26 protein-coding genes are annotated in these 24,309 nt (G+C 38.3%); 4 read left to right on the top strand and 22 right to left on the bottom strand.

Annotation, left to right across the window (positions count from 1 at the left end):
• Nucleotides 1-24 precede the first annotated feature (24 nt).
• Both ACYZ0U_RS12720 and ACYZ0U_RS12715 read right to left on the bottom strand, forming a co-directional pair.
• Entirely contained in the window at nt 25-177 is a 153-nt protein-coding gene (locus ACYZ0U_RS12720) for a hypothetical protein (RefSeq protein ID WP_461452795.1), read from the bottom strand.
• A gap of 35 nt (nt 178-212) precedes the next feature.
• Nucleotides 213-365, bottom strand: coding sequence for a hypothetical protein (locus ACYZ0U_RS12715; protein ID WP_461452793.1), 153 nt, complete (start codon nt 363-365; stop codon nt 213-215).
• Nucleotides 366-841: 476 nt separating this feature from the next.
• Here ACYZ0U_RS12715 and ACYZ0U_RS12710 point away from each other — a divergent pair, with 476 nt between their 5' ends.
• Entirely contained in the window at nt 842-2,278 is a 1,437-nt protein-coding gene (locus ACYZ0U_RS12710; RefSeq protein WP_461452791.1) for a tetratricopeptide repeat protein, read from the top strand.
• Nucleotides 2,279-2,303: 25 nt separating this feature from the next.
• Here ACYZ0U_RS12710 and ACYZ0U_RS12705 read toward each other — a convergent pair whose 3' ends face one another.
• The 3 genes from ACYZ0U_RS12705 to ACYZ0U_RS12695 form a co-directional block, all read right to left on the bottom strand.
• Nucleotides 2,304-2,597, bottom strand: a complete 294-nt coding sequence (locus ACYZ0U_RS12705; protein WP_461452789.1) for a hypothetical protein — start codon at nt 2,595-2,597, stop codon at nt 2,304-2,306.
• A 192-nt stretch (nt 2,598-2,789) separates the two neighbouring features.
• Nucleotides 2,790-3,158, bottom strand: coding sequence for a helix-turn-helix domain-containing protein (locus ACYZ0U_RS12700; RefSeq protein ID WP_461452787.1), 369 nt, complete (start codon nt 3,156-3,158; stop codon nt 2,790-2,792).
• 167 nt (nt 3,159-3,325) lie between these two features.
• Nucleotides 3,326-5,608, bottom strand: coding sequence for an ATP-dependent helicase (locus tag ACYZ0U_RS12695; protein ID WP_461452785.1), 2,283 nt, complete (start codon nt 5,606-5,608; stop codon nt 3,326-3,328).
• A 141-nt stretch (nt 5,609-5,749) separates the two neighbouring features.
• Between ACYZ0U_RS12695 and ACYZ0U_RS12690 the strand changes: the two genes are divergently transcribed.
• Nucleotides 5,750-6,469, top strand: a complete 720-nt coding sequence (locus ACYZ0U_RS12690; protein ID WP_461452783.1) for an RluA family pseudouridine synthase — start codon at nt 5,750-5,752, stop codon at nt 6,467-6,469.
• Between the two features lie 61 nt (nt 6,470-6,530).
• Here the strand turns inward: ACYZ0U_RS12690 and ACYZ0U_RS12685 are convergent, their stop codons facing one another.
• From ACYZ0U_RS12685 to ACYZ0U_RS12655, 7 genes are all read right to left on the bottom strand, one after another.
• On the bottom strand, nt 6,531-8,522 hold the full coding sequence (locus ACYZ0U_RS12685; protein WP_461452781.1) for a M1 family metallopeptidase: 1,992 nt from the start codon (nt 8,520-8,522) through the stop codon (nt 6,531-6,533).
• Between the two features lie 71 nt (nt 8,523-8,593).
• Nucleotides 8,594-9,538: a Ppx/GppA phosphatase family protein gene (locus ACYZ0U_RS12680; protein WP_461452779.1), complete on the bottom strand. Its 945-nt coding sequence runs from the start codon at nt 9,536-9,538 to the stop codon at nt 8,594-8,596.
• Between the two features lie 128 nt (nt 9,539-9,666).
• On the bottom strand, nt 9,667-10,839 hold the full coding sequence (dnaJ, locus tag ACYZ0U_RS12675; RefSeq protein WP_461452777.1) for a molecular chaperone DnaJ: 1,173 nt from the start codon (nt 10,837-10,839) through the stop codon (nt 9,667-9,669).
• Nucleotides 10,840-10,956: 117 nt separating this feature from the next.
• The gene (locus tag ACYZ0U_RS12670) at nt 10,957-11,505 is read right to left on the bottom strand and encodes a nucleotide exchange factor GrpE (protein ID WP_461452775.1); all 549 of its coding nucleotides are present in this window, start codon (nt 11,503-11,505) and stop codon (nt 10,957-10,959) included.
• 163 nt (nt 11,506-11,668) lie between these two features.
• Entirely contained in the window at nt 11,669-12,355 is a 687-nt protein-coding gene (locus ACYZ0U_RS12665; protein WP_461452773.1) for a cell division ATP-binding protein FtsE, read from the bottom strand.
• A 1-nt stretch (nt 12,356) separates the two neighbouring features.
• A complete protein-coding gene (locus ACYZ0U_RS12660) occupies nt 12,357-12,560 on the bottom strand; it encodes a fructose-6-phosphate aldolase (RefSeq protein WP_461452771.1) in 204 nt (67 codons plus the stop codon).
• Nucleotides 12,561-12,660: 100 nt separating this feature from the next.
• Nucleotides 12,661-13,680 carry an acyl-CoA reductase gene (locus ACYZ0U_RS12655; protein WP_461452769.1) on the bottom strand — a complete coding sequence of 340 codons (1,020 nt, stop codon included), beginning with the start codon at nt 13,678-13,680 and terminating at the stop codon, nt 12,661-12,663.
• A 106-nt stretch (nt 13,681-13,786) separates the two neighbouring features.
• Between ACYZ0U_RS12655 and ACYZ0U_RS12650 the strand changes: the two genes are divergently transcribed.
• Both ACYZ0U_RS12650 and ACYZ0U_RS12645 read left to right on the top strand, forming a co-directional pair.
• A complete protein-coding gene (locus ACYZ0U_RS12650) occupies nt 13,787-14,140 on the top strand; it encodes a 4Fe-4S dicluster domain-containing protein (protein ID WP_461452767.1) in 354 nt (117 codons plus the stop codon).
• A 164-nt stretch (nt 14,141-14,304) separates the two neighbouring features.
• The gene (locus ACYZ0U_RS12645) at nt 14,305-15,063 is read left to right on the top strand and encodes a C40 family peptidase (RefSeq protein ID WP_461452765.1); all 759 of its coding nucleotides are present in this window, start codon (nt 14,305-14,307) and stop codon (nt 15,061-15,063) included.
• Here ACYZ0U_RS12645 and ACYZ0U_RS12640 read toward each other — a convergent pair.
• The 10 genes from ACYZ0U_RS12640 to kdsB all read right to left on the bottom strand — a co-directional run bounded on the left by ACYZ0U_RS12640 (nt 15,038) and on the right by kdsB (nt 24,303).
• Nucleotides 15,038-15,955 carry a WD40 repeat domain-containing protein gene (locus ACYZ0U_RS12640; RefSeq protein WP_461452763.1) on the bottom strand — a complete coding sequence of 306 codons (918 nt, stop codon included), beginning with the start codon at nt 15,953-15,955 and terminating at the stop codon, nt 15,038-15,040. The genes ACYZ0U_RS12645 and ACYZ0U_RS12640 overlap by 26 nt on opposite strands.
• Nucleotides 15,956-16,031: 76 nt before the next feature.
• Nucleotides 16,032-16,619: a bifunctional phosphoribosyl-AMP cyclohydrolase/phosphoribosyl-ATP diphosphatase HisIE gene (gene hisIE / locus ACYZ0U_RS12635; protein WP_461452761.1), complete on the bottom strand. Its 588-nt coding sequence runs from the start codon at nt 16,617-16,619 to the stop codon at nt 16,032-16,034.
• A gap of 22 nt (nt 16,620-16,641) precedes the next feature.
• The gene (hisF, locus tag ACYZ0U_RS12630) at nt 16,642-17,403 is read right to left on the bottom strand and encodes an imidazole glycerol phosphate synthase subunit HisF (RefSeq protein ID WP_461452759.1); all 762 of its coding nucleotides are present in this window, start codon (nt 17,401-17,403) and stop codon (nt 16,642-16,644) included.
• An 8-nt stretch (nt 17,404-17,411) separates the two neighbouring features.
• Entirely contained in the window at nt 17,412-18,158 is a 747-nt protein-coding gene (locus tag ACYZ0U_RS12625) for a 1-(5-phosphoribosyl)-5-[(5-phosphoribosylamino)methylideneamino]imidazole-4-carboxamide isomerase (protein ID WP_461452757.1), read from the bottom strand.
• Nucleotides 18,159-18,163: 5 nt separating this feature from the next.
• Nucleotides 18,164-18,754, bottom strand: a complete 591-nt coding sequence (gene hisH / locus ACYZ0U_RS12620; protein ID WP_461452755.1) for an imidazole glycerol phosphate synthase subunit HisH — start codon at nt 18,752-18,754, stop codon at nt 18,164-18,166.
• A gap of 87 nt (nt 18,755-18,841) precedes the next feature.
• A complete protein-coding gene (gene hisB / locus ACYZ0U_RS12615; RefSeq protein WP_461452753.1) occupies nt 18,842-19,990 on the bottom strand; it encodes a bifunctional histidinol-phosphatase/imidazoleglycerol-phosphate dehydratase HisB in 1,149 nt (382 codons plus the stop codon).
• Nucleotides 19,987-21,033, bottom strand: coding sequence for a histidinol-phosphate transaminase (hisC, locus tag ACYZ0U_RS12610; protein WP_461452751.1), 1,047 nt, complete (start codon nt 21,031-21,033; stop codon nt 19,987-19,989). Before hisC ends, hisB begins: the two co-directional genes overlap by 4 nt.
• A gap of 62 nt (nt 21,034-21,095) precedes the next feature.
• Entirely contained in the window at nt 21,096-22,406 is a 1,311-nt protein-coding gene (gene hisD / locus ACYZ0U_RS12605; RefSeq protein ID WP_461452749.1) for a histidinol dehydrogenase, read from the bottom strand.
• Between the two features lie 73 nt (nt 22,407-22,479).
• On the bottom strand, nt 22,480-23,331 hold the full coding sequence (hisG, locus tag ACYZ0U_RS12600) for an ATP phosphoribosyltransferase (protein WP_461452747.1): 852 nt from the start codon (nt 23,329-23,331) through the stop codon (nt 22,480-22,482).
• Between the two features lie 240 nt (nt 23,332-23,571).
• The gene (gene kdsB, locus ACYZ0U_RS12595; RefSeq protein ID WP_461452746.1) at nt 23,572-24,303 is read right to left on the bottom strand and encodes a 3-deoxy-manno-octulosonate cytidylyltransferase; all 732 of its coding nucleotides are present in this window, start codon (nt 24,301-24,303) and stop codon (nt 23,572-23,574) included.
• Nucleotides 24,304-24,309: the final 6 nt, after the last annotated feature.

The raw sequence follows: 24,309 nt of genomic DNA, 5'->3' as shown, positions 1-24,309 counted from the left end.
TTAATATTTTTATTTGCTAATTAATTAGTCTCCGCTGGCAAGTTCTTTGCTGTCAGTAGAAAATGAGGTTTGCATGGCTGGTTTTTCAACCACTTTTGATGTTTTATTAGTTTTGGAATGAGATGCCAGCGCGCCGGTTGTAATAACTAAAGCTGCTGCGATGATGATTTTTTTCATGATTTTTATTTTTAATATTTTAATTTGATAGTTAATTAGTCTCCGCTAGCAAGTTCTTTGCTGTTAGTAGAAAATGAGGTTTGCATGGCTGGTTTTTCAACCATTTTTGATGTTTTATTGATTATAGGGCGAGATGCAAGCACACCGGTTGTAATAACCAATGCTGCTGCGATGACGATTTTTTTCATTTCTTAATTTTTGAATGTTTTGATTTAATATTTTTATATTCTTGTGATAACAATTAGCTAATATTATGTAGCAACGCTTTAAGCATAATTATAATCCTATAAGTTTTTGTTAAAAAGATAGTTATGCATTTTTAATGGTTTAGGGATAAGTTTTTATCAGTTTATTTTATTATAATTTTATATAAATAATTATTAAAGTTTTTAACAAAAAATCACCTTATTTTATTTTAAATGAAACCCAAACCTCATTTTTATCGTAAAGGTGTGAGCATAAAAAAGACATCATAAGGTAGATTAATATATACAAACAATTGATTATCAGTAAATTGCGCATAAACATATACTTTAGTTTATGTGTATTTTAAGCGAAATATAGTTATTTTATTAATAATTATAAACTAAATAGTTGTACGCGCGTGATTTTATCGGTATTGTTTTTCATATCTTAGGGTGAAATTAGAGCCTATTCAACGTAAATGAAAAAACTTTATTCAGCTTTACTTTTTCTATTCTTGGCTCTTTCGGTGCATGCGTCAGACAGTGTGAAAAATTTAATGTCTCAAGATACTAGCGATGTAAGTAGCTTGAATAAGGGGGCATATGATACTAGGCTTACCAATCCGGAACAAACTGTTATAATAGGTAACAAAGCATTAGCGTTAGCTATTAAACTAAATTACGATAAAGGTATTGCAGAAGCTTATCGTACGATTGGCATAGGGCAATATTATTTAAATATGCCTGAAGAATCAATTAATAGTTACTTAAGTGCATTAACGTATTTTTTAAAAATAGGTGATGAACGTGGTGAAGCCAGGGTGGATAATAATATTGGTAACTTATATAAAGATAATGATTATGACAGGTCATTAAATTATTTCAACAAGGCATTGGCAATAGGGAATAAACTTTCCGATAAATCTATTATAGCTTCGGCATATTTAAATTTAGGTAACTTTTATTCCAGAAAACAAGGTTTTAATGAAGCTTTAAAATACTACAATCAAAGCAAATCTTTATTTAGCGAATTAAAAGATTCGGTAAATATTATCCAATCATCACGAAATATTGGCGTGGTTTATTTTAGATTAAACCAATTAGACTTAGCCGAAAAGTTATTAACCGATGCTAATAAGAGATCGAAAGAAAGAGACTTGAACGAGTCTGTTGCAAGTATCGATCTTACATTGGCTGATCTCTATATAAAAGCAAATAAATTAGATAAGGCCGACAATGTAATAGCAGAAGGCTTAACATATTCAAATATTATTAAGGATGAGAAATTAGTTCTTGATTTTACTTATACAGGTTATGAGTTAGAATATAAACGTAAAAACTATCTAAAGGCCTTGGGGTATTTAAAAGAAGTTTATCATAGAGATAGTGTGGATGAAAAAACCAATCTTACATCACAGTTAAACTTATATTTTATAAAAAATAAACAAGAGGCTGAACAAAGAATAAATCAACTTAATGAACAGCGGATACAATACGAAAATGTAAGGTTTTGGGGTGCTACTACAGCAGCTGGCTTGTGTCTGATTGTTATTGGCCTATTGGTGAACAATGTAAAACGCAAAACCAAAACCAATATTCAGCTTACATCTTTAAATACCGAAGTATCACGGCAGAAAGACAATCTGGATCGCGTAAACCATCATTTGGAAGAAATTATTGATGAGAGGACAAAAGACCTTCAGATTAAAAATAAGAAATTATCAGAATATTCGTCTTATTTGTCGCATCAAATACGCGGACCTATAGCTACACTTAAAGGCTTGATGAACCTTGAGAAAGAAGGATTAGTGGATATGCAAGAATGTATAACGATGATGAATAAATGTGTTTTGGAAATTGACGAGAAGATAATTGAAATGAGTGACATGATGCACGATTCAAAAAGTGCCTTGTGAGCATACCTGTAAATTAACAATGTAATCAGGAAGCCATAGGCCAGTTGGCATGTATTTGAGCTTCTAGCAAGCCCAGATATACACAATACCAGGATATCATGTGCAGAATAAGTATTTCACGATGTTTTTGATATCCTTTTGTTTCAAAAGCTATAGTTTCGTTACCTGCAGTAACAAAAAATCTTACCTCACCTTTGCTCGGTTTAAATTTCGACTTTATGCTATCATAAACCTTAACCTTTAGTTTAGTACTTGGGTCGTGGATTGTGCTATCTTTAACAGATGCATCGTTTGCAATGGATATTAGATAATTTGCCATAACATAAGTTTTGTACACTTATATTGCAACTTTTACTCCAAAGCCATTGATATTGGTAATTATATATGAATATTTAATAAAACGATTAAATATATTAATCTTCAATTAATGTTTTGATATGAAGATTAATATATTAAAACAATTATAGGCATATTTTATGTGAAAAGTGTCGGGTTTAATAAACAATAATCTTTAAACCGCTACATACGTTTTATTTCTTAGTTCTTCGTACAGTAATATAACTTTACGCTGTAATGTGGCTATTTCATTTTCTCTATCAATGAGTTTCTTTTGAGCTATACTAAGATGTGATGGCTCATGTTCAGCCTCCTTAATATCCATTGCTAATAAGTAAACTACGCTAACCTCAAAAACATTTGCAATTTGTTCAAGACGGGATAGATTGATATCGGTTACTCCGGTTTCGATTTTTGAAAAAGCAGGAATAGAAATACCTAAACGATCTGCTATATCTTCCTGGCTCCATCCGTGTTGGTGGCGAAGAGTCCTGATATTCATTCCAACCGATTTATTGGTTCTTTTTTTTGCGTTGTCGCTCATTTTTAATTGTAAATTAAATTAATTAGGGAAAGGGTATTTAAGATATTACCAAAGTTATGCCATGTTTAATTTAATGCTATTTAGAATAAAATACGATGTTTGGGGAAAATTAATTTTATTTTTGGGTAATTTTTTCCCCGATATATGTAGAATTTATGCAATACCTATCAGCGACCAAGTATACTTAATTTAGCAAATTTTAGTAATAATTGTTTCTGGCCAATTTCTTTAAAGAAAATAGTTGCTTTAACATCTGGCTTTTTTCCTTCAAGGCTAATTACTTTTCCAAAACCGAAACGTTCATGCTCCACTTCCATTCCCACTTGTAGATCTGATGTATCCGATGGTTTAAATCCCGGCGATGGTACATGTGCCTTTGCCAGCAAAGAAGTTGTTTTAATAGGCTGGGCCACGGCTGCTTTAGGCTTAGAGAATGTATCGCCGCGCCTGCTCCAGGCTTCGCGGTCATCGTCATAGGATGACCCTTTTACAGGTTCTGGTTTAGCGGTAAAATCAAGCTCAAGGTAACGGGCATCAATCTCATCTAAAAACCTACTTGGTTCACAGCTTATTAAGGTCCCAAACTTAAAACGAGACGTAGCATAACTTATGGTAAGCTTATTTTCGGCACGGGTTATGGCTACATAAAATAGCCGGCGTTCTTCTTCAAGGTCGCTGCGTGAGTTGAGTGCCATTTGCGATGGAAAAAGGTTTTCTTCCAAACCAACCACATGCACTTGTTTAAATTCAAGTCCCTTTGATGAGTGGATTGTCATTAAAGACACCGTGTCAGCATCTTTATTTTTATCGTTATCATCATTGGTAAGCAAGGCTATATCCTGCATAAAAATGTCAAGCCCTTTTTCCTCCAGGTCTTCACGCTCCGAAAATTCCTTTATACCATTTAGTAACTCCTGGATATTCTCGTAACGGTTTAGCCCTTCAACCGACTTATCCTCATACAAATCCTTTAACAGGCCTGAATGTTGCGCTATATGTAAAGCAGCTTCATAGGCCGATAAGTTTTTGGCTATCACCTGAAAACTCTGGATCATCGTGGCAAACGTTCCAACAGCTGCAGATGTACGCCCGTCCAAATACTTGGAAGGGTTAAGGGTAACTTCAAAAGGTGTTATTTCATTTTGATCTGCACTTACAATGATACGGTCTACGGTGGTATCTCCAATTCCACGGCGTGGATAATTGATAACACGTTTTAATGCTTCCTCATCATTCGCATTAAATGTGAGGCGGAAATAAGCAATCAGGTCCTTTATTTCTTTCCTTTGATAGAAAGACAAACCACCATATATTTTGTATGGGATGCCCAGTTTCCGCAAAGCCTCCTCCATTGAACGCGATTGCGCGTTGGTGCGATATAAAATAGCAAAATCATGCCATTTTAGTCCATGTGTTGTACGTTGAAACATGATCGCTTCAGCAACTTGCTTGCCTTCTTCATTATCGCTGAAGGCGCGCATCACTTTTATTTTATCGCCGGCCTCTTTTTCGGAAAATACATTCTTTTTAAGCTGTTCTTTATTATTGGCGATGATGCTATTGGCAACATTTACAATATTTTGGGTTGAGCGATAGTTCTGCTCCAGCTTAAATATCTTCAGATCAGGGTAATCCTTTTCGAAGTTTAATATGTTCTGGATATTGGCACCGCGAAAAGCGTAGATACTTTGCGCGTCATCACCAACCACACAAATATTTTCGTTAACAGCTGCCAGTTTTTTAACAATTAAGTATTGTGAAAAGTTAGTATCCTGATACTCATCAACCATTAAATATTTAAACTTATGCTGGTACTTGTTAAGTACATCGGGATATAGCTTCAGCAACTCGTTGGTTTTAAAAAGCAAATCATCAAAATCCATTGCACCGGCACGATAGCAACGGGTAGCATAAGTTTTATAAATTAAACCTAACTGACCTCTGCCCGATGAAAAATCATCAGCCTGTATCTGTTCGTTTTTTTGATATTCCTGCCACGACACGAGGTTGTTTTTTGCTGCAGATATCCGGTTAAGCACTAAGTTAGCGCTGTACAGTTTATCGTCAAGGCTCATTTCTTTCAAAATGGCTCTTATTACACTTTTGCTGTCATCCGTATCATATATGGTAAAGTTGCTTGGATAGCCTAATTTATCAGCCTCAACCCTTAATATTTTGGCAAATACCGAGTGGAAGGTGCCCATCCAAATGTTTTTTGCTTCAGGGCCAACCAGGCTTAAGATACGCTCGCGCATTTCGCGGGCGGCTTTATTGGTAAAGGTTAATACAAGTATGTTAAATGAATCGACACCCTTGCGAATCAAATGTGCCACACGGTAAGTTATAACACGCGTTTTGCCCGAACCGGCACCCGCAATAATCATTACCGGGCCATTAATTTGTTCTACCGCGCCGCGTTGTTCCGGGTTTAATCCCTCTAAATAATCCAAATCTTTTTCCTCTTTTCTGTATGGCGAAATTAAGATTTTGGGACGAAAGCTAAAAGTAAATCTGATGATTAGTAGTAGAAAGACCGCTACCAGGACCCGCCCTATAAACTTTATTAATTTAACCGTATTTTTGGAGCCGATATGAAAATGCCCAAACTTGCCGACCTGATTTTATTTGAAAACAATGATGTTATTGTGGTAAATAAACCACCATTTATCAGTTCGCTTGACGAGCGTGAGGGCGGCGACATTAATATGCTGCGTTTAGCTAAACAATACAGCGATGATGCACAAATATGCCATCGCCTTGACAAAGAAACTTCAGGAGCTTTAATTATAGCCAAGAACCCTGAAGCTTATCGCCATATAAGCATGCAATTTGAAAAACGCCAGGTAAAAAAGGTGTATCATGCTATTATTGAAGGTACACACATTTTTGAGGAACTTTTTATTGACCTGCCGATACTAAATGTTGGTAAGGGCTCAGTAACAATTAGTAAGCAAGATGGCAAACGTGCCGAAACCTGGTTTCAGTCATTAAAATATTTCAAACATTATACTTTGGTGGAATGCCGTCCTGTAACAGGTCGTATGCACCAGATTCGTATACATCTGGCCACACAAAGAGCATCGATTGCGGGTGATGAAATGTATAAGGGCAAACCGGTATTTCTTTCGGCTATCAAACGCAAATATCACTTAGGTAAAGATCAGGAAGAATTACCAATCATGAAACGTTTTGCGCTGCATGCTTACGAGGTTACTTTTAAATTACTTGATGGCACACCGGTAACTATACATGCGCCATATCCGAAGGATTTTGAAACATTGTTAAAGTTATTGGAAAAATTTGATACCTAATATTCAATAAACAAAAAAGAGCGACTGGTTAGCGGCTCTTTTTGTTTATTGTATATCTTATCTATTTAATCTTTAGGCTATTATTTGCCCTGTTCATATCAGGTATGGCATGATCCGGGTCGATTGTAACACTTTCAGCCTCTGTTGTAGTTGGGATTACAAAAGTTATCGCTTTATCCTGCAACCAGGTTTCAACCGGTAACTTCATGCGGTATTTACTACCGTCTTTCAATTTAACTTCAATTGTAAAAGGCATAGCCATTTGCTCTTTATTGGCAACAGTTACCTGTATGCCCTTTGATGGATCTTTGTCAACATAACGGGCATCGATCAAAGCTAAATCCAGCTGGTAATTGTTATAAAACCAGCCTTTCCAAAACCAAGATAGATCTTCGCCGGCACCATTATCCATCGATCTGAAAAAGTCATCAGGTTGTGGATGTTTAAAGGCCCATTTGTGGATATAGTTGCGGAAAGCATAATCAAATCTTTCTTTACCAATAATTTGCTCGCGCAGCAATTCTAAACCAAGTGCGGTTTTAAAATAGGTGATTGGGTGACGATATTTTTCCGCCACAGCATCCGCGGGTGTCATGATGGTGATAGCATTTGGGTCAGCAAGAGTTGGCACTATCTCATCCGCAGGATAGCCACCTTTGGGCGCATACTCTCCATCACGTTTTGGTGCATACTCACCCTTGTTAAAGGCATCTGAAGCATAAATGTCGATAAAGGTATTCAATCCTTCATCCATCCAGCCGTAACGACGCTCATCTGATCCTACGATCATTGGGAACCAGTTGTGGCCTATTTCGTGTGCAATTAAAGCAAATAGATCTTTACCGCTTGATCTGTAATCATCAAACGTTATACCCGGGTATTCCATGCCACCGGCTATACCTGCCTCATTTATGGCAACCGGGTAGGGGTAAACAAACCATTTGGATGAGAAATGCTCTATAGATCCCTTTAAGAATTCTGTAGCACGTGTCCAGGCTGTATCGCCAACGCTCTCAACCGGGTAAACCGACATGGCCATTGACTTTTTACCTTCCGGTAAATTGATCCTCGCCGCATCCCATATATAGGCTTTTGATGCGCCGAAGGCAACATCGCGCGTATTAAACATTTTAAAATGCCAGGTTAAGTTGCCCTTGCGGGTTGAGGGTATGGTAACATCACTTAACGTGCGTATCATCACTGTTTTGTCACTGTTACGTGCGATAGCGAGCCTGCTGATTTCTTTTTGAGTCAGTACTTCGGTTGGATTTAATAATTCACCTGATCCTGCCAAAAGCATATCTGCCGGTGCGGTTACTGTATAATCTATATCCCCATATTCGCAGTAAAACTCACCACTTCCCAGAAAAGGTAACGTATCCCATCCATGTGAATCATCATAAACACACATCCGTGGGAACCATTGGGCTACTTCGTATATTTTGCCATGTTTAGTATCAAAATAATCATTTCTGCCGCCGAAATCAGCTGGCATGGTATAATGATATTTGATCAGGATAGTGATTTTGCCTCCATTTGGGATCAACGCGTTTGCTAAACGGATCTGCATGCGGGTATCGCTGATTACATAATCCGCTTTCTGGGTTTTACCGTTTTGGCTGATCTCTACCGATTCAAACTCATAGCCTTTAGTGTGTTGTGCCGGTTTTGGTGCAGATGGGGTATAATAGTTTGACCGGGCATCTTTTTTATAAGTATTCTGATCCAATTGCAGCCATAGGTATTGTAACGCATCCGGGCTATTGTTAGTGTAACTGATCACCTCGTTATCGCTCAGTACTTTTGTAATCGTATCGATGTTTGCCTTTAAGGTATAATCGACCCGATTCTGCCAGTATTTAGGGCCGGGTTCGCCATTAGCAGAATGAAATTCGTTGCCGTGCTCGGTATAGAACATGGGCGTAAATAACGCTGAAGGATCATAGTTTGAGGAGATAGTATCATTAGGATTTGGCGCCCTGCGATGGCGTTGTGCTTGCGATGCAAAGTTTAAAAACACAAGAGCCCCAAGGCCGATAATTTTGAGTTTCATAAGATCAGTTATTGAGCAAGCAATATACAAAGGATCATGCTAAATTTATATTATCAGCGTAAAATCTAACCTTATGCCAGTGCTTCGGCCAAAATTCCCTCTTTTAATGAATTAACCGTCATGATCACTTTATCTATATTAAGCTTTTGCATGACGTAGCGGGTAATGAGTGATGCAGAAACGATCATATCCACGCGAACCGGGATAATGCCCTTTGTATCCGCTCTCTCCTGATGAGTAGACTTGATAAGCCAGTCGGTTATTTTAACGAAGTCTCTAGGATTAAATGTATATTGTGGGTTGTGTTTTAATTCGAAATCATTACCTTTTTGCAATTCGACCAATTCTGCAAAAGTTTCAAATGATCCGGATGAACCGATAATATTATCAATTTTAATATGACTTACGGCCTTAAAAAATGGAATTAAAGCATTTTCCAAATAAGTATTCATTTCATCTATAAATAATTGAGGAATAGGGTCTATCCGATGGAATCTATCCAACATTCGCGCAGCGCCTATTTCAATGCTCTGTTTCCAGACGATCTTATCTTTATTACCTATTATAAACTCCACACTTCCTCCGCCAATATCCAATATCAGCGAGTTTTGTTTAGATAGGCAACCGCCGGCTTTTACACCTTCATAAATATACTCCGCTTCTCGGGCACCATCGATTACTTCAATTTGAATACTTGTTTTAGCTTTCACTTCGTCAATGAAATCTTTTCCATTGGATGCATTTCGCAAAGCTGACGTAGCAATAGCTTTTATTGTTAAAGCGTTATATTCTCTTATGCGTTCGCTAAATTCATTCATGGTATCAATCCCGCGCTTATATGCCGCGGGCTGGATTATACCATTATTAATACCGCCTTCTCCTAAGCGTACAGGTACGGTAGTGTGGTAAAGTTCTTCTGGGTTTGATGGGATTCCCCGGGCAATCAACAAATGAAAAGTATTGGTACCAAGGTCCATTACAGCAACGGTACCATTTTTATCTGATCTGTCGGTCATGTAAAAAGCTAAACCAAATATTACGTTAATGGTTTAATTAATATACTCTTAGAATCAATATAAAACAAAAAAAGCTTGAAACCACAACAGTTTCGAGCTTTTATATTTTTGTATTTCTCGTCTAACACCTATTCAAAATATTCTTTCATCCGTTCGAAAAAGCTTTTTTCGTTTTTACCCGGATTCGGTTTAAAGTTAGGTGATGATTGTAGTTTCTCTAATAATTCACGCTCTTCTTTGCTTAACGCTTTTGGAGTCCAGATATTGATATGAACTAATTGGTCGCCACGATGGTATGAATTAACTTCCGGTACTCCTTTGCTTTTTAAGCGAAGTATTTTACCTCCTTGTGTACCCGGTTCAATTTTTATTTTGGCTTTACCATCAATGGTAGGCACCTCAACTGTAGTGCCTAAAGCTGCATCCACAAAGTTGATGTGCAGATCGTAAATAATATTATTGCCATCACGTTTTAAAGTTTCATGCGGGATCTCTTCAATCAAAATAATCAGGTCTCCCGGTACGCCACCGCGTGGTGCTGCGTTACCTTTACCGCTCATGCTTAATTGCATGCCTTCGCTTACACCGGCAGGAATGTTTATAGTAATCGTTTCTTCACCGCGAACTAAACCATCGCCATGACAAACCGTACATTTCGAAGTAATAACCGAGCCTTCGCCGTTACAGGTAGGGCAGGTACTGGTAGTCTGCATCTGGCCTAAAATAGTGTTGGTCACCCGGCGAACAGCTCCTTGTCCACCACAAGTTTTACAGGTTTGGAAGGATGATTTGTCCTTTGCGCCTGTACCCTCGCAGGTTTTACAAAGTATTTGCTTATTAACCTTTATTTTCTTTTCGGCGCCGTTGGCAATTTCTTCAACGGTAAGCCTTACTTTGATACGCAAGTTGCTACCTCGTGCCACACGACGGCCACCGCCACCTTGCCTTCCGCCGCCGCCAAAGAAACCTTCAAACGGACTGCCGCCACCACCGCCGAAAATATCGCCAAACTGGCTGAATATGTCGTCCATATTCATGCCTGCACCGCCATAACCGCCGCTACCATTTGGTGATGAGGCATTGGCTGCATGGCCAAACTGGTTGTAACGCTGGCGTTTTTCGGGGTTGCTTAATACTTCGTAAGCCTCTGCCGCTTCTTTAAATTTTTCTTCGGCAGCTTTATCACCTTCATTTTTATCCGGGTGATATTTTATAGCCATTTTACGATATGCTTTTTTTATTTCATCTGCATCAGCACCTTTAGCAACACCAAGTACATCGTAATAATCTCTTTTAGCCATGTTTCTTTTTATTTCGAAAGTCGAATTTTCGATTTCGGATTTTTCAATAGTTTATCAGGAAAGATTTAGATTTCGATAAGGATAACTGCCAAATCGAACAATCGAAATCGGTATTAATTATGCACCTACAATAACCTTAGCAAACCTTACCACTTTATCGCCCAGGTAATAACCTTTTTCCATTTCGTCAATCACCTTACCTTTTAAATCATCGGTAGGGGCGGGTACGTTGGTGATAGCCTCGTGTATATCTGCATCAAAATTTTCACCAAGTGCAGCCATTGGCTTTAAACCTTTTTGAGTTAATGTATTGCTCAATTTATTATAAATCAATTCAACACCAGCCTTAACAGCCTCAACATCGGTAGCATTATCCATTGAACGTATAGCACGCTCAAAATCATCCATTATAGGTAAAAGTGATATGATGATCTCTTTACCGGCCGTTTGCAGCAGGTCAACACGTTCTTTTGAAGTACGCCTTCTAAAGTTATCAAATTCGGCAAACAAACGCAAGTACTTATCATTAGCTGTAACTAATTCAGTTTTTAATTTTTCTTCGGCTGAAAGTTCATTTTCTACAGCACTGTTTTCGGCACCTTGTGTCGTTTCGTCCATTTCGCCTGTTATATTTTCAGTTGAATCCATTTTTTTCTTCTTTAACATATCATTGTTATGATTAAATGGTGCAAATCAAGTATCCTGCCACTTTTAAAAACGCGACATGGTGTCATAACATTTGCAGTTACAATACACAGTTGTCAGTATTTTATTTGAAATGCTTAGATGTAGTTGATTGCCTGTAAGCAAACTGCATACTGCAAGCTTTTTAAGATATTTGCACATCCTCCAGCACTTTACCATTCTCGCATTTAATAATACGTGACGGGAAAGTACGAATAATGTGGTAATCGTGAGTAGCGATTATAACCGCGGTGCCCAATTGCTGTCCAATTTGTTTGAGTAACAGTACAATTTCTTCAGAGGTATCCGGGTCAAGGTTGCCGGTTGGCTCATCAGCAAGTATTATTTCAGGGTCATTCAGTAAAGCACGTGCAATTACTACACGTTGCTGTTCACCACCTGAGAGCTCATGCGGCATTTTTTTAAGTTTCGAGCGAAGACCAACTTTCTCAAGCACGTCCAATGCACGATCGGAGATCAGTTTTTTGTCTGTCCAGCCGGTAGCGCGCATTACGAACTCCAGGTTTTTTTCAACCGAACGATCTGTCAATAATTGAAAATCCTGGAAAACAATACCCAATTTACGGCGCAGGAATGGAATGTTTTTACTCTCTAATTTATCCAATTCATATCCACAGGCATGGCCTGTTCCATTATTTATGTTCAGATCGCCATAAAGTACTTTTAACAAACTGCTTTTACCTGATCCTGTTTGACCGATCAGCCAAACGAAATCGCCTTTATCAATATGTAGGTTAACATTTGATAATACCAGGTGTTTTTGTTGAAAAATATCAACATTATTCAGTCTTATTATAGAGTTTCCTATCATCTTACAGGTCTAATTTCAATATCTGCCCAAAAGGCAATTCTTTAACAATATTCATTATGTATTCAGCTTTTTCGGCAAGCCCAACTTTATCCAGCGATTTATCCGGCCTGTCGACCCTGAAATAAGCCAGCAGCGTAAACTTATCGTCCCTTAACTGTACGTAATCAGGTATTTTAGCTACGCCTTTAACTTTAATTATATACATTTCGTTGTTGAAGGTAAAGTTATAAAGTTGAAAGTGTAAGCTGTGATTAACTTTTACTTTGAATTTTCCACTTTTAACACATTCCAAAGGTATTGTTATTTTAAAGATTTGACAAAAAATCCATCGTATCAATGCCATCGGCATAATCCCATAGTTTGGGTTGCTGGCTTTGGCCGAAATCAACAACCTGGTTACTGACATTTAACTTTTCATCACTTACAACGCATTGTATCTTTTCGCTTTCTGCATTGATCATTTGCTCAGCATCATGCAAAATTTTGTAATTACTATAAAACAACACAGCAAGCGGCGAGGTTAAGCGTTCATCTTTTTTTACAAGTAAAAAGCCATTATCTAAATGTTCATCGCGATTCACTAAATAAATAGATTTATTATAATCGTAATTATTGTTGTATTTATGATGATGAATGATATCCTCATAACTCTGTATCGACTCGAAAAAGAAATTGAAGTTATAACCTTCCGGCACCAGCAATTTAGATACATTTCTACAGCCTAAGCCGTAATAATCAAAAATATCATGGCCTAATTCATGCAATTGTTGTTCGGTTTCATTACCTGTTAATACAGCAGTACTGTTTCTGTTTTTACGGATGATGTTAGGAACTTTACCAAAATAGTAGTCAAAGTAGCGTGAGGTATTATTGCTGCCAGTAGCTATAACTGCATCAAATTTCTCCAATCTCTCAACATAACTGAATTGATCAGCAAGGGCCGGTTGAATTTCAACCAACTTCTGCAATACATACTTTATCAGGTGATTATCTTGCGATGATGTTTTTATTAATGCATAGTTTCCACTTGCCAACACGCATAAAACATCATGAAATCCAACCATTGGGATATTACCGGCAAGGATCAATCCAACTTTTTTGTTTGAACTATTGAAGTTGTATTTGCCCAGCCAAGTTTGCAGGTCGGCACGATTAAGTGATTTACCAATAGCCTTAACGGCTTTCGCTACATTATCAGGGGTAAACCAGGCGTTGTAATGCAATTCATCGTTAATGATCTCTATTAATTGTTCATCGGGGTTGGAAAGTTGTTCACCTAAGGTTGAAAATATATTAATTAAATCCGGTATGTTAATTTTTGACATATAAATGGTAAGTATACTAAACCCTTAAACCGTTTTTTTGTTATATTTGCGTACTCGTTTAACGGCGGGGCAAAGTTAATTCAGAATATAAGATATTTTATACAATATGGCGATTATAATCACAGATGAATGCATAAACTGTGGAGCTTGTGAACCTGAGTGCCCAAATAATGCAATTTATGATGCAGGAGCAGCTTGGCGTTTCTCTGACGGTACAGGTTTAAAGGGAATTATTGATTTTGGCGATGGTGTAACTTTAAACGCAGAGGAAACACAGGCAGCTTTATCTGATGATATTTATTACATTGTGCCTGATAAATGTACCGAGTGTGTAGGTTTTCATGATGAACCGCAATGTGCTGCAGTATGCCCGGTTGATTGCTGTGTAGATGACGAAAATGTACGTGAAACTCAAGAAGAATTGCTTGCCAAAAAAGATTGGCTGCACATGAACGAATAATATTAATTTAATTATTATTAAAAGGAAGGCAATTTGTCTTCCTTTTTTTATTATGTTTATTTTTTTAAACAATAAAATAACCTTACGAAGCGTACAATATTTAAAACTGTATTGCGGACCTTATTTATATGGAATACGGTATTTGTAATTTAGCGGTAATACCCATGCGAGCTGAACCGAAAGAGTTGAGTGAGATGACATCGCAGGTGTTATTTGGCGAAACTTTTGAAATTATTGAGTGGACAGACAAGTGGGCTAAAATTACTACAACTTTTGATAGCTATACTGGGTGGGTAAGCCGCTTACAATTTGTTATGTTAGGCCATTTGGCCTATCAGGATCTAATTAAAAAATCTTCGCCGCTAACTTATGGTACGGTAACCCAAGCCTGGAAAAAATCTGATAACACTGTATTATATCTACCGGTAGGTAGCTCGCTTTCTTTTTTAGAAGGTAACCGATGCAAAATAGGCAACGAAAAATTTGAGATAATTGGCCCTAAAGGGGATATTGAAAATTTTTTTTCAACAGCTAAATCATTTATAAATGCACCTTATTTGTGGGGCGGGCGTACGCATTTCGGTATTGATTGCTCTGGGTATGTGCAGGCTGTATTCAAATTACATGGCATAAAGTTGTTAAGGGATGCTTCTCAACAAGCTGAACAAGGGACTACCGTTGCTGGCTTAACAGATGCGCGTTTAGGAGACCTGGCTTTTTTTAAGAATGCAGAAATGAAAGTAGTTCATGTAGGGATTATGCTTAACGAAAAGCAAATTATTCACGCATCAGGAAAAGTAAAGATCGATAGTATTGATGATGACGGCATCTATTCAGAAGAATTGAAACGCTATACCCATACACTTCATTCTATTAAAAGGCACGATAAATTAGTGGCTAATCAAACTGTATTTTCCAGATAATTATTCTTTTATCGTCACTTACAGAAATCAGGTCGTCACCGTTCCAAACCAATTTATTTATAGATAACACATGCCCGGGATGGCCTTTATCGCGACTGATAACTTTATATAATTTAAAATCATCTGCTCCCCAAAGTTTGATGCTTTTATCCATACTCGCGGTAGCAAAATAAGGCTGGGTAAGATGGAAGGCAATCGCGTTTACGGCGAACAAGTGCGCGGCAATATTTTGCATCAGTTCATAATTTGCCGTATTCCAAATTTTTACCTGTGCATCGCGGCTACCAGTTACCAGGTAATCACCTGCAGGTGAATATTGCGTTGAGAATACAGCCATTGTGTGACCAAATTCCCCCTCCAAAGTTGTGATATAGGAATAATCAACAAGGTCGTAAATTTTAACCTTATTATCTCGGCAGCCGAAAGCGACTTGTTGAAGTATAGGTTCAATAGCTATGCTTCGTATAGTATCTGCGGATACTTGGATTACATGTAATAGTTTAAGCGTGTTCAGGTCCCATACGGATACTGTTCCGTCTTCAGAGGCTGCAAGCAACTCATTTTTAAAGGGAACTGACTTAATATCAAAGATGGGTTTTGTATGATGTTTAAGGATAGTAATGACTTTCTGCTGGATGAAATCAAATACTGGCACATCACCTGTTCGCAAACCGGTAAACATCAAAGGTAAACCTACCGGGCAATGTATAGTATAAACCGACGCGGGAACCGGAAACATCACCTTAATAAAGCTGTTGGTTTTTAAGCTCCATTCCACAACACCTTTATCATTGCCACCGGTAAATAATATTCCCGGCTTTTGCGAAAGCTCTAATGTAAAAATAGGGTTGCTATGGCCTGTAAGCTCGGCTGTTTTTTCTACGGTGATCATTTTTTTAGTTGAAAGTTAACAGTTGAAGGTTGAAAGTCTAAAGTTTAGACTTTCAACCTTCAACTGTTAACTCAGATTACTTATGTCTTTGCTCCAGGTTTTTAGCGATAGTTTCCAAACTTAATCCCTTTTCGCGCAGCAAAACTAACAGGTGAAAAATTAAGTCAGATGATTCATTGATCATTTCAAACTCAGTTTCAGCTAAAGCTGCGATAACGGTTTCCACGCCTTCTTCACCAACTTTTTGCGCTATTTTATTAAGCCCTTTTTGGCGAAGTTTATTAACATATGACCCTTCAACCGGGTTCTCATATCGATCAGCTATGATGTTTTCAAGTTCAAGAATAAAATTTTGATTAAACTCTGTTTTAAAGCAACTGCGGTCGCCGGTATGGCAGGTTGGGCCGTCAGGTTTTACTTTTATCAGGATGGTATCGTTGTCGCAATCAATCGCCATGCTTTTAACATGTAGAAAGTTATTGCTGGTTTCGCCTTTGGTCCATAATCGGTTTTTGGTACGAGAGAAGAAAGTAACTATATTTTCCTGAACGGTTTTATCATAGGCTTCCTGGTTCATGTAACCAAGCATTAGTACCTCTAAAGTTTGCTCATCCTGTATAATTACGGGTACTAAACCGCTGGTTTTATCAAAATCTATTTCCATTAATTATTATATATGCTGCTTATTAAGCAATAGTACGAACTTCTATATTGTTTTGTCTTAATATCTCTTTTAGATCGGGAATCAGTATTTCGCCATAATGAAATACAGAAGCAGCCAATGCCGCATCCACATTTGTCTTCTCAAACACATCCACAAAATGTTGCACCGAACCCGCACCGCCCGAAGCGATGACCGGGATATGGACCGTGTCATTAACTTGTTTCAATAAGCCGTTATCAAAACCATTTTTAGTACCATCATGGCTCATGGAAGTCAATAATATTTCACCCGCACCACGGCTTTCAGCTTCCATAATCCAGTCTAATGTTTCTTTTTTTGTGGGGATCCTGCCGCCATTCAAATGCACAATGTTTTTATCGCCTATAAATTTAGTATCTACAGCTACAACAACAAATTGTACACCAAATGCTTTTGCCAGTTCATCGATAAAAGCAGGGTTGCGAACTGCTGCGGAGTTAATAGAAATCTTATCCGCGCCAGCATTAAGCAAAGCATCAGCATCTGCAATTTCGTTAATACCCCCGCCAATCGTAAAAGGAATGTTTATTTGTCTTGCTACAGCTTTAACCAGTTCAACCATGGTTTTACGGCGCTCATGTGTTGCTGTAATATCCAGGAAAACCAGTTCATCAGCACCTTGCCGTGAATAGTTCCAGGCTAATTCAACCGGGTCGCCGGCATCACGCAAATCGACAAAATTCACACCTTTAACAGTGCGCCCGTCTTTAACGTCGAGGCATGGGATAATTCGCTTAGCTAACATGGGAGGAATTATATCGTTACCAAAGATTCCAAATTCCAGTTTTTTATTTCTTCAATAGTAATATGGCCTTCATAAATAGCTTTCCCAACTACGCATGATTCTACTTTAATCTTACTTAATGAGTCAATATCAGCCATTGAGCTTACTCCGCCTGATGCGATCAGTTTTATAAAAGGTGAATGGTCAAGTAGTTTTTTATATAAGTCAATACCCGCACCACCTAATTTGCCATCTTTATTAATATCAGTACACAAAAAGCGGAAGAAACCTAGGGCAAGGCACTTATCAACATAATCCATCAACTTAATTGGGGAACTTTCCATCCAACCGGAATATTTAATCACTTCATCTAACACGTCTATAGCAATCACTACACGGTCAAGATATTTAGCACTGCCTAAGGATTTGCTTAAGTTTTTCAAAAAATCCGGGTTAGATATAGCTTGTGTACCAACAATTACGCGCTGTACGCCGGCATCCAAAAGTTCTTTAACTTTTTCAATGCTACGGATACCACCACCATATTGCACTTGCATAGATGTTTTTTTAATTACATCAAACAGGTATTGCTGGTTGCTAAAATCATTTTTAGCACCGTTGAGATCTATGATGTGGATGAAATTTGTACCGTATGACTGGTACCTCTCGATCATTTCTTCTAAAGTAACATCGTATTCAGTCACCTGCTCATAATCACCCTCGCGTAGCCTTACCACTTTTTTATTTAAAATATCAATTGCAGGAATAATGTACATGTTGTTTATATATTTGAGAAGTTAGTTAATAGCGTTTCACCGTACTTGCCGGATTTTTCAGGATGGAATTGCACCCCGTAAAAATTATCCCGCCAAATAGAGGCCGAAAATTGTGAGTTGTAATTAGTTGAAGATAAAGTATATGCAGTGTCATACTCAATAAAGTATGAATGTACAAAGTAAAAGTGTGAACCCGATGGAATATCTTTAAATAAAAGATTTTCCTTCTCAGGAAAGATGGTATTCCAACCTGTATGCGGAACTTTATAGTCAGGACTATCTTTAAATCGAAGCGTTTTAATCGGGAATAAATTAAGAAGACTGGAATCTCCTTCTTCAGAATAAGAAGTCAATAACTGCATACCCACACAAATACCCAAAACAGGTTTCGTAAGCGATTTTATTTTAGGTATAAGCCCGGTTTGTTCCAACTTATGCATAGCCGCACCAGCATGGCCAACACCCGGTATAATATAGCGGTCGTATTGCTCAAAATCCTCTTCCTTATAGATCATGCCATAGGCAATTCCTAACCGTTCTAATGCAGCAGTGAGAGAGAATATATTTCCGGCGCCGTAGCTAATTATGCCTATCATTTTTTTTGAATTGAGAGTCAGGAATCAAGATTCAATAGTCAAGAAAAATGCAGCTTCCTGGTTTTTGAATCTTGGCTCTTGATGCTATTATAAAACACCTTTTGTTGAAGGTAAAACCATATTATTTACATCACGCCTTACCGCCATTTTTATTGCTTTTGCAAAAGCTTTAAAAATAGCTTCAATTTTATGATGTTCGTTTTGACCTTCAGCCTTAATATTCAAGTTACATTTAGCCGCATCGGAGAATGACTTGAAAAAATGATAAAACATTTCTGTAGGTACATCGCCGACTTTTTCGCGGTTAAATTCCGCATCCCAAACTATCCAGTTGCGCCCACCAAAATCAATGGCAACCTGTGCCAGGCAATCATCCATCGGTAAGCAGAAACCATAACGCTCAATGCCTCTTTTATTTCCTAACGCAGCAGCAAAAACCTCACCTAAAGCTATTCCTGTGTCTTCAATGGTGTGGTGCTCATCAATATGCAGGTCGCCTTTGGCAATAACCTCCAGATCGATGCTGCCATGCCTCGCAATTTGATCCAGCATATGATCAAAAAAATGAAGTCCCGTTTTTACTTTCGACTCACCACTGCCGTCAAGGTTTATTTTTATATAGATGTCGGTTTCTTTGGTAATACGTCGATGTTCAACCACACGTTCACCCAGTTTTAAGAATTCGTATATCTTTTCCCAGTGCGTGGTTTGTAAAGACACGGTACTTTTTATTTTAGTAGCTTCATCCTGACCAAATTCTTTGTCGCCCAAGCCTGGGTTATCATTTAACCAGATAGCTTTAGCGCCAAGATTATATCCTAATAGGATATCGTTCTTACGGTCGCCGATGGTAAATGAATTTTTTAGATCGTATTTTTCTGTATCGAAATATTGAGTAAGCAGCGCAGTTCCCGGCTTCCGGGTGGGTGCGTTGTCAGCAGGAAAAGTCCTATCTATACAGATATTTGAAAATTCAACACCTTCATTTTTTAGCGTAGTAAGAATAAAATTCTGCACAGGCCAAAAGGTATCTTCAGGAAAAGAAGCAGTTCCTAAACCATCCTGATTGCTTACCATTACCAATTCGTAATCCAGTTCTTTGGCGATTTTAGGCAGGTATTGTAAAACGCCGGGGTAAAATTCCAGTTTAGCAAACGAATCTATTTGCTCATCAGCCGGTTCTTTTATCAGCGTACCATCGCGGTCAATGAAAAGTATTTTCTTTGGATTGCTCATTTATATTCCTGTAAAGTATTCAGTAAAATATCATTTTCTACAGGCGTTCCCACCGTTATACGTAAACTCCCTTCGCAAAGGTCAACTTTAGAGCGGTCTCTTACAATAATGCCCCGCTCAACTAAAAAGTTATAAATAGCTTTCGGATCGGTTGTTTTAACCAAAATAAAGTTAGCGTCTGATGGATAGATATCCAGCACTAAATCTAAGTTTTTAAGATTCAGCACTAATCTGTCGCGCTGATTTAATGTTTCTTTTATCCAGGTGTTAACCTGTTCTATATTCTGTAATGCTTTTAAAGCCAACTCCTGTGAGGCCTCGTTAATGTTATAAGGCGGCTTAACCTTGTTCATTACTTCGATGATTTCTTCGCTGGCGAAAGCCATGCCGATACGTAAACCTGCTAAGCCCCAGGCCTTCGATAGGGTTTGCAATACAACTAAATTAGCATATTCAGTAAGCTCCTGAATAAATGTTTTTTGCCTGCTGAAGTTGATATAAGCCTCATCCACCACAACTAAACCATTAAAGTTGGCAAGGAGGGTTTCAATATCGTCGCGATTGATCGAATTACCGGTAGGGTTATTCGGTGAGCAGATAAAGATCATTTTAGTATGCTTATCTATTGCCTCAGCAATGCCCTCCATGTTAAGCTGGTAGTCTTCGGTCAGCAATACATTTTTGACGTGAACATCATTAATGTTTGCCGAAACCTGGTACATGCCATAAGTTGGTGGTACCAATATCACATTATCTACTCCTGGATTGCAAAAACTACGGAACAAAATATCAATAGCTTCGTCGCTGCCATTTCCCAAAAAAATGTTACGTGGTGGAACGCCCTTTATATCGCTTAAACGCTTTTTAACTTTGTATTGTAACGGATCAGGATAACGGTTATATTGTTGTTCCAATGGAGAGCCGTAAGCATTTTCATTGGCATCTAAATAAACACTGGCTTCGCCTTTAAACTCGTCACGTGCTGAAGAGTAAGGTGTTAAGTTTTTTATATTTTCCCTGATTATATTATTTATGCTGAACATACATTTAATTCTATTTTAATTGCAAAGCCCCCGCTAAATCTACCCCGGCAGGGGAGACTTTTCTACAGTCCTACCTCCAGGGAGGGTTGGGAGGGGCTTCTAACGGTGACCGCATTTTTATGCGCCTGTAAACCTTCTAATTCTGCTAAAATTTCCACTGTTGGCCCGATGTTCCTAATACCATCAGGCGTAATATGCTGGAATGTGATCTTTTTAACAAAAGAGTCTACCGATATACCCGAATAAGCTTTCGCGTATGAACTGGTAGGCAAAGTATGGTTTGTACCCGATGCATAATCGCCAACGCTTTCAGGAGTTAAATTTCCTAAAAATACTGATCCAGCGTTAATAATTTTTGGTGCTATTTGCTGCCAGTTCTCAGTCGCTAAGATCAAGTGTTCAGGCGCATACTGGTTACTGAACTGCATAGCCTCATCCAAATTAGCAGTTGTAATAATATATGAATTTTCAATAGCTTTCGCCGCAATTTCAGCTCTTGGTAAAACTAATAATTGTTGCGTTAATTCTTTAATTGTTTGCTGCGTGATAATTGCCGAATTGGTCACCAAAACGGCTTGACTATCAGCACCATGCTCAGCCTGTGCTAACAGGTCAGCTGCAATGAAAACAGGATTGGCGGTTTCATCAGCAATTACCAAAACTTCTGACGGTCCTGCGGGCATATCAATAGCGGTAGTTGTTGTTGACTGAATGATAGTTTTAGCTTTAGTGACGAATTGATTGCCGGGACCGAAGATCTTATCCGCTTTAGGAATAGTTTCCGTACCGTAAGCCATCGCTCCAATGGCCTGCGCACCACCGGATAGGTAAACTTTATCTACGTCTAATAGTAAAGCCACATATGCAATAAAAGGGTTCACTTTACCATCTTTTTGTGGCGGCGTACAAACCACAATCTCATGGCATCCGGCAATCCGGGCAGGAATACCCAGCATTAAAAAAGTACTTGGCAAAACTGCCGTTCCGCCGGGGATGTACAAACCAACTTTTTCAATTGGCCGTAATTCGCGCCAGCAGGTTACGCCGGGCATAGTTTCTACCTTATCCTCGGTTTTTAGTTGGGTTTGGTGAAAAGCATATATGTTTTTATATGCAGTATCTAAAGCAGCCTTTTGCTGAGGAGAAACTCCCTGGGCAATTTCAGCAAGTTCGTTTTTAGTTAGGTAGAGTTTGTCTAATAAAACATGCTCAAACTTTAATGCATAATCATACAAAGCAGCATCGCCATGCAGCTTAACCCGGGCTAATATTTCTTCCACAATACCACGGATCTCATGCGCCGGATCAACATTGCGCTGAACGAGCTTTTTGATCTCTTTTGAATTTAAGTCTGAATAATTGTATGTTTTCATCTTCAGTTTGCAGTTGTCATTTCACAGTAAACAGTAGCAAATGCGATCTGTCCACCGGGAACTGATAACTTTTTTATAATATTATCTTCTCAATTGGCATTACTACAATACCCTGCGCGCCTGCTTGTTTAAGCTGGCTTATTTTGTCCCAAAAATCACGTTCAGGAATAACAGTGTGTACTGCTACCCAATTATCTTCGGCCAAAGGTACTACCGATGGACTTTTTACGCCTGGTAATAGCGCGATTATTGCCGGCAGGTTTTCTTTTGGAACATTTAAAACCACGTATTTAGTTTCTTTAGCACGCAATACAGATTGTATCCGTTGAACCAACTCTTTGATCAAATCTAATTCGGAATTGTTTTCATTACAGATCAATACTGCTTCGCTCGACATAACATCAGAAAAAGGCACCAGTCCGTTACTTTTAAGCGTACCACCTGTTGATACCAAATCGCAAATAGCATCGCTTAAACCTAAACCGGGAGAGATTTCTACCGAACCGGAGATAGTGCGAATATCTGCCTCAATACCTTCTTTTTTAAGGAATTTTCCTAAAATAACAGGGTAGGTGGTCGCAATAGATTTACCATTTAGTTGATCGAGGGTGGTAATTATATTATTATTAGGCACTGCTATTTTTAATGAGCATTTGCCAAAACCTAAACGTTGCAGGTAATTAACTTGCACTTCAGTTTCTTCAATAACATTTTCGCCAACTATACCCAGGTCGGCAATACCATCCTGAACATACTCGGGGATATCGTCATCACGAAGAAAAAGAATTTCTAAAGGGAAGTTGGAAACCGGTGAGATCAATGAGCTTTTGTAGTTTTCAAAGTTCAGACCGCAGTTTTTTAGCAGTTCAACGGATTTTTCGTTGAGACGACCCGATTTTTGGATCGCGATTTTTAATGTTTTCAAATGGATGTGGTGTTAACTATAAATAAAAAGAAGGTTCGAGTTTCAAGTTGAAACATACAATTATCTGGTCGCCATGTGGTGGCGATGATGCAGATGAAGATGATGTAAGTTAAAACGTCCCATTTTTATAGTATGACTATATGACAAGCTGCTGCAAATATATACTTTATTCAAAAGATGTCAAACAGAATTAAATATTCATGCTTATCTATCGGTTTAACAGGTTATCAGATTAATTGTTTAACCCAAGTTAAGTTTTTTCAGATCGTCGGGTACATCAATAGCATGAGTTTCCAGTTCAGTTTCAGCAACTCTTATTTTATAACCATTTTCTACCCAGCGCAATTGCTCTAAACTCTCCGCTTTTTCTAAAGGAGATATAGCCAATTTGGTTAACTCCTGCAAAATATCAGCGCGGTACCCGTAAATGCCAATATGTTTAAAATAAGTAAAGTGTTTTAACCAATCCTCCGGCTCATGGGCACGCAAATAGGGTAACGGTGTACGTGAAAAGTATATTGCTTCGGAATGTTTGTTAATGATAACCTTTGGAGAATTGGGATTGTTCAATTCCTCTGGTGTTGTTATTTTTTTAATCAGGGTTGATAGTTCTACTTCTTTGCTGGTAAAGCAGGCAGCGACCTTAGTTATCTGTTCCGGGTCAATGTAAGGTTCATCACCCTGGATGTTGATGATCACATCATATTGCGGGCGTTGCAGGGCAACTTCTGCACAACGATCAGTTCCGCTTTGATGATCTGGCGATGTCATTAAAGCAATGCCCCCAAAATCATGCACATGTTTGTATATGCGCTCATCATCGGTAGCAACAATAACTTCTGCTAATGAATCGCATTTTTTTGCCTGCTCATAAACGCGCTGGATCATGCTTTTACCGGCAATATCAACAAAAGGTTTACCCGGAAAGCGGGTAGAGGCGTAGCGTGCCGGAATGATGCCGAGTATTTTCATAAACCT

The sequence above is a fragment of the Mucilaginibacter sp. genome, from assembly GCF_965225845.1.
GTDB lineage: Bacteria > Bacteroidota > Bacteroidia > Sphingobacteriales > Sphingobacteriaceae > Mucilaginibacter.
This window is presented reverse-complemented; position numbering and strand designations above follow the sequence as displayed.

What these genes read in the sequence shown, in the direction of transcription:
- ACYZ0U_RS12710 (WP_461452791.1), top strand. Translation starts at nt 842, where the DNA reads ATGAAAAAACTTTATTCAGCTTTACTTTTTCTATTCTTGGCTCTTTCG.
- kdsB (WP_461452746.1), bottom strand. Translation starts at nt 24,303, where the DNA reads ATGAAAATACTCGGCATCATTCCGGCACGCTACGCCTCTACCCGCTTT.
- hisB (WP_461452753.1), bottom strand. Translation starts at nt 19,990, where the DNA reads ATGAGCAATCCAAAGAAAATACTTTTCATTGACCGCGATGGTACGCTG.
- hisIE (WP_461452761.1), bottom strand. Translation starts at nt 16,619, where the DNA reads ATGGAAATAGATTTTGATAAAACCAGCGGTTTAGTACCCGTAATTATA.
- hisD (WP_461452749.1), bottom strand. Translation starts at nt 22,406, where the DNA reads ATGAAAACATACAATTATTCAGACTTAAATTCAAAAGAGATCAAAAAG.
- dnaJ (WP_461452777.1), bottom strand. Translation starts at nt 10,839, where the DNA reads ATGGCTAAAAGAGATTATTACGATGTACTTGGTGTTGCTAAAGGTGCT.
- hisH (WP_461452755.1), bottom strand. Translation starts at nt 18,754, where the DNA reads ATGATAGGCATAATTAGCTACGGCGCCGGAAATATATTCTCTCTCACT.
- ACYZ0U_RS12670 (WP_461452775.1), bottom strand. Translation starts at nt 11,505, where the DNA reads ATGTTAAAGAAGAAAAAAATGGATTCAACTGAAAATATAACAGGCGAA.
- ACYZ0U_RS12700 (WP_461452787.1), bottom strand. Translation starts at nt 3,158, where the DNA reads ATGAGCGACAACGCAAAAAAAAGAACCAATAAATCGGTTGGAATGAAT.
- ACYZ0U_RS12625 (WP_461452757.1), bottom strand. Translation starts at nt 18,158, where the DNA reads ATGTACATTATTCCTGCAATTGATATTTTAAATAAAAAAGTGGTAAGG.
- ACYZ0U_RS12720 (WP_461452795.1), bottom strand. Translation starts at nt 177, where the DNA reads ATGAAAAAAATCATCATCGCAGCAGCTTTAGTTATTACAACCGGCGCG.
- ACYZ0U_RS12715 (WP_461452793.1), bottom strand. Translation starts at nt 365, where the DNA reads ATGAAAAAAATCGTCATCGCAGCAGCATTGGTTATTACAACCGGTGTG.
- ACYZ0U_RS12655 (WP_461452769.1), bottom strand. Translation starts at nt 13,680, where the DNA reads ATGTCAAAAATTAACATACCGGATTTAATTAATATATTTTCAACCTTA.
- ACYZ0U_RS12650 (WP_461452767.1), top strand. Translation starts at nt 13,787, where the DNA reads ATGGCGATTATAATCACAGATGAATGCATAAACTGTGGAGCTTGTGAA.
- ACYZ0U_RS12645 (WP_461452765.1), top strand. Translation starts at nt 14,305, where the DNA reads ATGCGAGCTGAACCGAAAGAGTTGAGTGAGATGACATCGCAGGTGTTA.
- ACYZ0U_RS12660 (WP_461452771.1), bottom strand. Translation starts at nt 12,560, where the DNA reads ATGTATATAATTAAAGTTAAAGGCGTAGCTAAAATACCTGATTACGTA.
- ACYZ0U_RS12690 (WP_461452783.1), top strand. Translation starts at nt 5,750, where the DNA reads ATGAAAATGCCCAAACTTGCCGACCTGATTTTATTTGAAAACAATGAT.
- ACYZ0U_RS12685 (WP_461452781.1), bottom strand. Translation starts at nt 8,522, where the DNA reads ATGAAACTCAAAATTATCGGCCTTGGGGCTCTTGTGTTTTTAAACTTT.
- ACYZ0U_RS12680 (WP_461452779.1), bottom strand. Translation starts at nt 9,538, where the DNA reads ATGACCGACAGATCAGATAAAAATGGTACCGTTGCTGTAATGGACCTT.
- ACYZ0U_RS12665 (WP_461452773.1), bottom strand. Translation starts at nt 12,355, where the DNA reads ATGATAGGAAACTCTATAATAAGACTGAATAATGTTGATATTTTTCAA.
- hisC (WP_461452751.1), bottom strand. Translation starts at nt 21,033, where the DNA reads ATGTTCAGCATAAATAATATAATCAGGGAAAATATAAAAAACTTAACA.
- hisF (WP_461452759.1), bottom strand. Translation starts at nt 17,403, where the DNA reads ATGTTAGCTAAGCGAATTATCCCATGCCTCGACGTTAAAGACGGGCGC.
- ACYZ0U_RS12705 (WP_461452789.1), bottom strand. Translation starts at nt 2,597, where the DNA reads ATGGCAAATTATCTAATATCCATTGCAAACGATGCATCTGTTAAAGAT.
- ACYZ0U_RS12640 (WP_461452763.1), bottom strand. Translation starts at nt 15,955, where the DNA reads ATGATCACCGTAGAAAAAACAGCCGAGCTTACAGGCCATAGCAACCCT.